This is a genomic window from Mesorhizobium sp. M7A.F.Ca.CA.001.08.2.1, assembly GCF_003998455.1.
Taxonomy (GTDB): Bacteria; Pseudomonadota; Alphaproteobacteria; order Rhizobiales; family Rhizobiaceae; genus Mesorhizobium; species Mesorhizobium ciceri.
On record NZ_RZPW01000439.1, the window covers coordinates 1 to 5,300 of the forward strand.

At 63.1% G+C, this 5,300-nt stretch carries 4 protein-coding genes; 1 reads left to right on the forward strand and 3 read right to left on the reverse strand.

The features are described 5' to 3' along the window. Window positions 1-55 precede the first annotated feature (55 nt). From EN914_RS23120 to EN914_RS23130, 3 genes are all read right to left on the reverse strand, one after another. Window positions 56-814, reverse strand: coding sequence for a metallophosphoesterase family protein (locus EN914_RS23120; protein ID WP_013528097.1), 759 nt, complete (start codon window positions 812-814; stop codon window positions 56-58). 246 nt (window positions 815-1,060) lie between these two features. After that, a complete protein-coding gene (locus tag EN914_RS23125) occupies window positions 1,061-2,143 on the reverse strand; it encodes an acyltransferase (protein WP_024501824.1) in 1,083 nt (360 codons plus the stop codon). 112 nt (window positions 2,144-2,255) lie between these two features. Further along, entirely contained in the window at window positions 2,256-4,163 is a 1,908-nt protein-coding gene (locus EN914_RS23130; protein ID WP_024501823.1) for a propionyl-CoA synthetase, read from the reverse strand. A 143-nt stretch (window positions 4,164-4,306) separates the two neighbouring features. Between EN914_RS23130 and EN914_RS23135 the strand changes: the two genes are divergently transcribed. Beyond that, on the forward strand, window positions 4,307-5,119 hold the full coding sequence (locus tag EN914_RS23135; RefSeq protein WP_024501822.1) for a DUF2259 domain-containing protein: 813 nt from the start codon (window positions 4,307-4,309) through the stop codon (window positions 5,117-5,119). Window positions 5,120-5,300 lie beyond the last annotated feature (181 nt).

The following is a 5,300-nucleotide window of genomic DNA, read 5'->3' on the forward strand; positions in this document are numbered from 1 at the left end:
GTCCACTCTGAAGTGTATCGATCTTCAGGCCAGCACACCTGAATATCGTTGCGCGTCAGGAGAAGATCAGCCTGCCTTGCTTGTCGGCGATCCTGACGGCGGTCAGGCGTCCGCTCTGGAAGGCGGCCGTGTCGATGCCGAGCCGGCGCCCTTCGAGCTTCGGGACATCCACCGGCGTATGCCCGTGCACCACCCAGCGGTCGAGCAGGTGCGTTGCCTCGAAGAAGTCCGAACGGATGTTGATCAGGTCATGGTCGGTTTGCGCCGCAAGGTCGACGCCGGGCCTGATGCCGGCGTGTACAAACACGAACTTCCGCGAACGGACCATGATCGGCAGCCCGCGCAGGAAGCTGACGTGATCGTCCGGAATGATCTCCCTTATGCGCCGGTCGATCTGCGCGCTGCTCCCGTAGAGGCTGGTGAGGCGCGCCGGATCGATGCCATAGGAAAACAGGGTTTGCAGGCCGCCCGTCGCCAGCCAGGGTTCGCGGGACAGATTTCCGTCGAGATAGTTCAGCATTGCCACTTCGTGGTTGCCCGCAAGACAAATGCGCTGAAATCCTTTCGGCGGCGGCGCCAGGAGGTGATCGAGCACCCGCGCCGACTGAAACCCCCGGTCGATGTAGTCGCCAAGCATGACGATGATCTTGCGGCTCTGGAAGCGCAGCGAATCGAGCAGGATCTTCTGCTCCAGCGCGCGGAGTTCCTTGTAGCAGCCATGCACGTCGCCGATCGCATAGACGACGGCGTCCTGCATGTCGATATCGAGGCGCGGACGCGCCGCGATGCGGGGTTTTCGCTGGAACAGGGTCACGTGCCGGGCGTCTCGAGGCAAGCTCTCATGCCGAAGGCATAAGTGCCTGTTATCATGCCCGAAACGAAGAATTCCGCAATCGTGGAAAATGTAGCTGCGCCGGGTCGGCACCGCCAATGCATGTCGCTCGGAAGTGAGCTCCGTTTTGGGAGAGCGATCCGTGGAACAAAGGCCTGGAGTGGGCCTGAATCCGCTCAAGCGCGACATGCTTTAGGTCGGCGGCCGGGCCGGTCTGCCGGACCGTCGTCAGGCTGCCTTGAGCCGATAACGGAAAACGGTATGGTCGAGCAGCAGCCGGATGCGTGGTTCGGCCTCGGTCGCCACTAGCCAGCTTGCCGCGATCATCGTCGCGCCGACGACCGCCATCGAGAACAGATGCGGCAGACCGGCGCGGACCAGGATGCCGAGCAGGGCCGCGCCGACGACATCGTGCAGCAGGTAGAGCGGATAGGTCATCAGCCCGATCCGGCGCCAGCCGCTCCAGGAGAGGTCGAGCCGCAGCGACCACGCCATCAGCGCGATGCCTATGAGGAAGATGAGGATCGGCGGGGCGAAGGGCATATCACGCCCGACCTTCAGGATATGAACGTCGACCGAACTGGCGATCTGCAGCACACCACCGGCCAGGAACAGGGCGCAGAAGGCTAGGCGGGCGGCTGTCACCGCCTTGAAGCGCATCAGCCACAGCATGACGCCGGTGGCGAAGAACACGCCGTGATGCACCAGAAGCAGGTCGAGCGTGCGTGTTTCGGCAAGGTCGGCCCAGTCGAGCGGGTAGTAGAGGCACCAGAACAGCGCGCTGACCAGGCCGATGGCGAGCGCCACAATTTCCATTAGATGGAAGCGGCCGAGCCGCAGCAAGGTCCAGACGACGGCATAGAAGGCGATCTCGATGCCGAGCGTCCAGTAGACGCTGTCCACCCATGGCGCGTAAGGGGCGAACAGGCCGGTGCGGACGAGCCTGACGACGGCATCGGTCGGCCAGCTGAGGCCGACGATCAAAAGCACCGCCGCAGTGACCGGCGCACAGATCCACACGGCCGGCGCCAGCCGTTTCACCCTGGCTTCGAAAAACCGCAGGGGTGTCGACCTTTCGGCGCTGAAGGCGATGACGAAGCCGCTGATGACGAAGAAGATCTGGACGCCGACCCAGCCGGATTCGACCCAGGCGCCTATTGCCGGCTGCGGGGGAACGCCGCCCGTGGCGCGCGCCGAAACACCGTCAGGATACGCCCACACCCAGAAGCCATAGTGGTAGACCATGACCATGACGGCGGCGAGAAAGCGCAGGATGTCGACGCCGCCAAATGTAATCTTCTGCTGAGCCATGCGACCTTTGTCGATGGCCCCCCGCGAACGACTTTAGGGTGCATTGCTGCGTCGCACAATAAAAGTATTGCTTGCCGATCGAAAAGGTCGTCCGCGGCCCACCTTCAGTGGCTCAAAGGCCGATCCCACGTTCCTTCAGCGCCGCAGTGATCTCGTCGAGGATGACCGGATCGTCGATGGTTGCCGGCATGGCCCATTCCTCCTTGTCGGCGATCTTCTGCATGGTGCCGCGCAGGATCTTGCCCGATCGCGTCTTGGGCAGGCGCTTGATCGTCACCACCGTCTTGAAGGCGGCGACCGGGCCGATGCGTTCGCGCACCAGGCCGACCACCTCGTTCTCGATGGAGCCGATATCGCGGGTCACACCCGCATTCAGCACCACGAAGCCCAGCGGAACCTGGCCCTTCATGGCGTCGGCAATGCCGATGACCGCGCATTCGGCGACATCGGGATGGGCCGAAAGCACCTCTTCCATGGCGCCGGTCGACAGCCGGTGGCCGGCGACATTGATGATGTCATCGGTGCGGGCCATGACGTAGAGATAGCCGTCCTCGTCGACCATGCCGGCATCCGCCGTCTTGTAGAAGCCGGGGAACTGGTCGAGATAGGCCTGGCGGAACCGTTGATCGGCATTCCACAGCGTTGGCAGGCAGCCGGCCGGCAGCGGCAGTTTGATCACCACATTGCCCAGCGTGCCGCGCTGCACCTCATGGCCAGCATCGTCGAGAACGCGGATGTCGTAGCCGGGCATCGGCACGCCGGGCGAGCCGTATTTCACCGGCAGCAGGCCAAGGCCGGCGGGATTGATCGTCATCGGCGAGCCGGTCTCTGTCTGCCACCAATGGTCGACCACAGGCACATTCAGCTTCTGCTCCGCCCATTTGATGGTTTCCGGGTCGGCGCGCTCGCCGGCAAGAAACAGCGTGCGGAACTTCGAGAGGTCGTGTTTGGCAATGAACTCGCCCTTCGGGTCCTGCCCCTTGATGGCGCGGAATGCGGTCGGCGCGGTGAACAGCGCGACCACGCCATGCTCCGCTATCACCCGCCAGTAGGTGCCGGCATCGGGCGTGCCGACAGGCTTGCCCTCGAACAGGATGCTGGTGCAGCCATGCAGCAGCGGTCCGTAGACGATGTAGGAATGGCCGACCACCCAGCCGACATCGGATGCCGCCCAGAACACCTCGCCCGGCTTGACGCCGAACTCGTTTTCCATCGTCCATTTCAGTGCGACCATATGGCCGCCATTGTCGCGCACGATGCCCTTGGGCTGCCCGGTCGTGCCCGATGTGTAGATGATGTAGAGCGGATCGGTGGCAAGCACCGGCACGCAGTCGACATTGGCGCCCGCTGCCCGTTCGCGGGCGACCGCATCGGCGTAGTCGATGTCGAAATGCTCCTTCAACTCGCATCGCAACTGGTCGCGCTGCAGGATCAGGCAGGCGTCCGGCTTGTGGCGGGAGATCTCGATCGCCTTGTCGAGCAACGGCTTGTAGGCAACGACGCGGCCTGGCTCCAGGCCACAGGATGCCGAAATGATCAGCTTCGGCCTGGCATCGTCGATGCGGGTGGCAAGCTCATGCGAGGCGAAGCCACCGAAGACCACCGAATGCACCGCGCCGATGCGGGCGCAGGCGAGCATGGCGATGGCCGCCTCGGCCACCATCGGCATGTAGATGATGACGCGGTCACCCTTGCCGATGCCGCGGTTCTTCAGCACCGAGGTCAGCGCGACGACCTCGCGCTTCAGCTCGGCATAAGTGAACTTTTTCACGGTTCCGGCAATCGCACTGTCATGGATCAGCGCGATCTGGTCGGCGCGGCCGCCGGCGACGTGGCGGTCGATGGCATTGTAGCAGGTGTTGCAGGTGGCGCCGGTGAACCAGCGGCCATAGACACCGGCATTGGCGTCGAACACCTTGTCCCAGGGCGAATACCAGTCGATGGCGCCGGCCGCATCCGCCCAGAATTGTTCCGGATCGCGTTTCCAGCCTTCATAGACCTCGTGATAGCGTGAAGCCATCCATACCTCCCCGGGAAATGTTTTTCTTCCTTCCAGATAGCGCGCTCTACCCTTGGCCGCAAATCCACGCCATTGTGACGACGGCATCGACCTGGCGCTTGGGGGCAAGCAGCTATGAACTGCGAGACGGGACTGGGGTGGTGATGTCTGCTGCTGTTCGGATCATCGGGCGCTTTTCGCTATCGTCGGTCATGGGCGCCGTACTTGCTATGTCCACCGGAACCGCTGAAGCCGGCGATGCCGCGGCACGGCACATCATCGGCTTTTCGCCGGATGGCGCTTATTTCGCCTTCGAGCAATATGGAACGCTCGACGCCGGCGCCTCGGACTCCGGCTGGTCTGAGATCGACATCATCGATACCCGTACGGATCAGTTCGTTGGCGGTAAGCCGATCCTCGTCGTCGATGAGACGGAGGAGGCGACACTGACGCTGGAGCAGGCGAGGGCGCAGGCCGCCGCTCAGGCGGCGCCCATTCTCGCCCATTATGCAATCACATCCCCAGCCGAGCAGACAGCGTCCGACAAATTCACCTTTCCGGGTGAAATGGTTGCCTACAACGACATCTCCCGCCTCGAACAGGTGTCGCAGAAATGGCTGTCGCCGCTCCATGGCGAAACGGGCGTTTCGACCATCCAGCTCGACGAGATCCTGGCAGCCAGCACGAGCGATTGTTCGGCGAGTTTCGCAACGACGGAGCAGCGCGACACATCTGGCAAGGCACTCGGCTTCCGGCTGACGCTGCAAGGGCAGGACGGCAAGCCGTTCAAGATCCTGCACGAGGACAAGACCGTGCCGGGCTCAAGAAACTGCCCGACCTCCTACAGCCTGTCGGAATCCTACGAACTTACCCCGGCCGGCAAGCCGGCGGTGATCGTTGTGCTGGTGCAGCGTTTCAGCCAGGGTTTCGAGGGGCGCGATCGCCGCTTCCTCGCAGTGACCGGGCAGCCACGCTGAGAGGTCACGCCCAAGCGCCGGCAGCCGCTCTGTCTCAAGGTTGTTTCTAGATCGGCAGGGCCACAAGCATGAGGCCAATGCCGCCAGCGATCAAAATGGCTGTCGCCAGCGCTTTTCTGTGACGTTCGAAGCTCGTCGGAGCTCGCTCCCAATTGTAACGCATACGCTATCTCCCCAATAC